Below are 3510 nucleotides of genomic sequence, written 5' to 3'. Positions count from 1 at the left end.
GCTATGCGCGTTATGCCGGAGGTCTCTCGGACTCCGGGGCCTCCCAAGAGACGCGTAGACCTCTTCGTCGGCAGCGTCAGATGTGGATAGGGGGAGTGGGAGATACCCCGCATCCCGCTCCAGTACGAACGGGCCGTCCTCGCCGGATCGGTGCTGCGCGAGAAACTGCGCACAACCACCACCGTCGCCGCCGCACGGGGCGGCCGGGTGTACGACGCCGTCGCCCACCAGCAGGCGGCGATGCCCGAGCAGCTCCTCGCGCCCCCGGCCGCCGCCCCCGAGCACGACGACCAGGAGCCGGAGACCGGACACCAGGAAGCGATCGACATGACGGCCCTGCGGGCCCTGCGGGAATCCCGCACGGACATGGAAGCCCTCGATCTCACGGCCGACCTGCTGCGCCGCCTCCAGGACGCGTTCACCAAAGCAGCCGAAGACTCCCGCGCCCGCGCGGACCGCCACACCGACCCGGTGCGCCAGGACGACCAACAGTCACACCGCCCGCAGGAGCCCGGACCGCACCGCGGCCCGGGGAGGCTGGCCGGATAGCTCTGCCGGCCCTCACTGCTGGTATCCGGGCTGGGGGTGGCGTCGCTCGTGGGCTTCGCTGGTCCTGTTCCGCGATGTGGTCCTGGATGTCGGGGTCGTCGGCCAGGCCGGGGGAAGCCGTGTTCCGGGGGGTGAGGACGGCGGTGAGCAACTGGGCCTTGGCCGCAGCCGCCGACCTGTCTCCGGTCCGCGCGGTTGCCTGTGCTGACGAGACTGCCGGGCTGTTGTCAGGGGTGGAGGCTGGTGGGGTCGGCCCCGGTGAAGTCGCTGGTTCCGTGTTGTTCGTGCTGGTCGCCTTCGGCCATGAGGTCCTGGATGCGTGGGTCGGTGGCGATGGCGGACGGGAGGACGGTCGCGGAGGTGAGATAGCTGTCGAGGAGTTGTTCGGCGGTCACGGTGGTCCCGGTGAGGTCCGCGTAGCTCAGATTGGCTCCGGTCAGGTCCGTGGTGGTGAGGTCGGTGTCGGACAGGTCGGCCCCGCGCAGGTCGGCGCCGGACAGGTCGGCGTTGTCGATGGACGCATCACTCAGGTCGGCGCCGATGAGGGTGGCGCCGGAGAAGGTGATGTCGATGAGGTCCGCATCGCGCAGGTCGGCGTTGAACAGGAGGGCCCCGGACAGGTCGGTGCCGGTCAGCTTCGCTTGGTCGAGTATGGCATCGCTCAGCGAGGCTCCGGTCAGGTCGGCGCGGGTCAGGTCGGCTCCGGTCAGGACGGCGTAGTCCAGCATGGCGCCGGGGAACGCTGCTGCGGACAGGTCGGCGTAGGGGAGGCGGATCATGTTGAGGTCGGGGAGGAAGCCGTTGTCGTGGGCGGGGTTCCGCTGGGCGAGCGCGGTAGTGGCGGCGTACACGTCGGGCGCCTCGGTGCTGGGATCGCGTTCGATCTCGGTGAAGCCGCCGGACTCGTCGACCAAGCGGTCGGTCTCGGGTTCGGGTTCGTTGTCCGTGCGCCGTTCGGCGTGGGTGCGGATGTAGGTGTTCAGGACGTTGGCGATGGTGCGCTGGTCGCGGGGGGAGTCGGTCATGATGCGCTGGAGGGCGTAGATGCCGCCGAGGCGTACGTCGATGGTGTCGTCGCCGAGGTTGGTCACGGCGGCGGTGTACCGGTCGGTGATCTGCCCTTCCCGGGTGGCGGCCAGTTCGTCGCGGCTGAGGTCGAGCTGGTCGCGGTTGATGGCGAGTTCTTCGCGGACCTGCTCGTTGGACTGCTGGGTGTAGACCAGGGACCCGGCCGCGACGACGGCCGCGACAACGGAGGCGATCAGGGCGCCGAGGACTTCGAGCCGTCGCAGCCGGTCCGGCCGCCTGGCTGCGGCTGCGGCCTGGCGGCGGGCGCGGGCGGTGGCCGCGGAGCGGGCACGGCGGGCGGGACGGGGCAGGCGCGGTAACCGGGTCATGACTGTATTCCACCGGCCCCGGCGGTTGGCTCGCAGGAACTTTCCCAAGGCGTTGTGCGGGCAGCCTTTCAGCGGCAGCCCGACCCGGGGGACTCCCAGGCGTCCCCGGTGTTCGAACTGGAACCGATCGGCAGTGCCTAGATTCAAGCGCTGCTGATCGGATTTGCTTGAGGCTGGTTCGAACAAGCGAAGTCTTCGACCCGGTCGCTGCGGTATCCGGCCCCTGGCTGCGGCCGACTGGCGGGTCGTCGGCGAGTGGCAGGAGACCGCCCCGGAATGGGCAAGCCTTTGGACCCCTCGCCGGGCATGGTCAGCCGGCCGCTTGGGCGGCCGGTTCCACAAATGCCGACGGATCCGAGGCCCTCCTGCAGCCCGATCTTGTCGAGGGCGGTCTGCTGCTCGGCGCTGAGCCGGTCTCGCCTCGGCCTCGTGTTGCTGCGCCATACCCCTAGCCGGGCCGTTACCGTTTCCGGATCTCGCTCCGCTCCCCGGTGTCCGGTCGGTGTCAGGGGCTGCCGGCTCGTGGTCTCCCGGATGGTGGTGGCGCAGGGGCGTGGCTCTGGTTACCCGTTGGTGGGGGTGCTGGGCAGGTTGAGTGCGTTGATCTGGGTGCGGATGCGGGTGGCTTGTTGGGGGTCGTGCTCGGTCTGGATGGCGAGGGCTTCCTGCCACACGCGGTGGGCCTCGTGCGGGCGGCCGGTGTCGCGTAGGACTGCTCCGAGCTCGGTGAGGGTCTGTGCGTAGGGGTAGTCCAGGTGCAGGTCTTTTAACAGTGCGGCGGCCTGCTCCAGACATCTCACCGCGTCATCGCTGTGTGCCCGCTGGTGGTGGGTCTTGCCGATGGATATCAGCGTATTGGCATACGCTCCCGTATCTCCCGCATCATTGGAGATGGCCAGGGCTTGGTGGAGGTGGCTGAGGGCCTGGTCGAGTTCTCCTGTGCCTCGTAGGGCATCGCCCAGATGGACCAGGGTGACGGCTTCATTGCGTGGGAGGCCCAAGCCGCGTAATGCCCACATAGCCCGGCGCAGGTAGTCGGCCGCCTCCTGGTGACGTCCGAGCTCGTTGTAGATCATGCCGAGGTCGTTTAGTGAGGCGGCTTCGCCGAACGTGTGGCCGATGGTCTGTGCAAGCTCCAGGGCACGCTGTTGGGCGGCGATTGCTTGGTCGTACTCGCCGGCCCTCATAAGAGCCTCGCCCAGATGTCCGTAGGCCCAGCACTGGCCGAGGGCGTCGTCGAGGTGCTCCGCCGCGGCGACACCCAAGCGGTGGACGGTGATCAGATCGGTGATGTGGCGGTAGTTGGCGAGGTAGCAGTCGAACGCCTGGGGGAGTTGCCAGCCGGCCGTATGCTGCCCGGCGGCCGGGGCGTGCCGGATGATGGCCATGAGGTTGGCGTGCTCGGCGGTGAACCACCGGCGGGCGTGATCGCGGTCGCTGAAGGCCACCGGCCGGCAGCCAGCAGCTCCCGTCTCCTACACCCACCTCCCAGCCCCCGCGACCGGCAGCAAACTCCTATGCCGCCCTTCGCCTGACAAAAAAGACAAGCAGCCCTCTCAACATC

At 69.0% G+C, this 3510-nt stretch carries 3 protein-coding genes; 1 reads left to right on the top strand and 2 read right to left on the bottom strand.

Going from position 1 to position 3510, the window contains the following annotated elements:
- Positions 1-150 precede the first annotated feature (150 nt).
- Positions 151-549: a hypothetical protein gene (locus BN2279_RS07655; protein WP_234347578.1), complete on the top strand. Its 399-nt coding sequence runs from the start codon at positions 151-153 to the stop codon at positions 547-549.
- Positions 550-776: 227 nt separating this feature from the next.
- On the opposite strand, the gene BN2279_RS07650 is transcribed toward BN2279_RS07655, so the two are convergent.
- Together BN2279_RS07650 and BN2279_RS07645 are read right to left on the bottom strand one after the other, a co-directional pair.
- Positions 777-1946, bottom strand: coding sequence for a pentapeptide repeat-containing protein (locus BN2279_RS07650; RefSeq protein ID WP_059007766.1), 1170 nt, complete (start codon positions 1944-1946; stop codon positions 777-779).
- A 563-nt stretch (positions 1947-2509) separates the two neighbouring features.
- Complete coding sequence (locus BN2279_RS07645) at positions 2510-3394, bottom strand: tetratricopeptide repeat protein (RefSeq protein WP_059007764.1); 885 nt, start codon at positions 3392-3394, stop codon at positions 2510-2512.
- Between the last annotated feature and the right edge of the window lie 116 nt (positions 3395-3510).

Origin of the sequence: Streptomyces specialis (assembly GCF_001493375.1) — a bacterium.
GTDB lineage: Bacteria > Actinomycetota > Actinomycetes > Streptomycetales > Streptomycetaceae > Streptomyces > Streptomyces specialis.
Note: the sequence above shows the minus strand (reverse complement) of the source record. Positions and strands in the feature narration are given on the sequence as shown.

What these genes read in the sequence shown, in the direction of transcription:
- BN2279_RS07650 (WP_059007766.1), bottom strand. Translation starts at nt 1,946, where the DNA reads ATGACCCGGTTACCGCGCCTGCCCCGTCCCGCCCGCCGTGCCCGCTCC.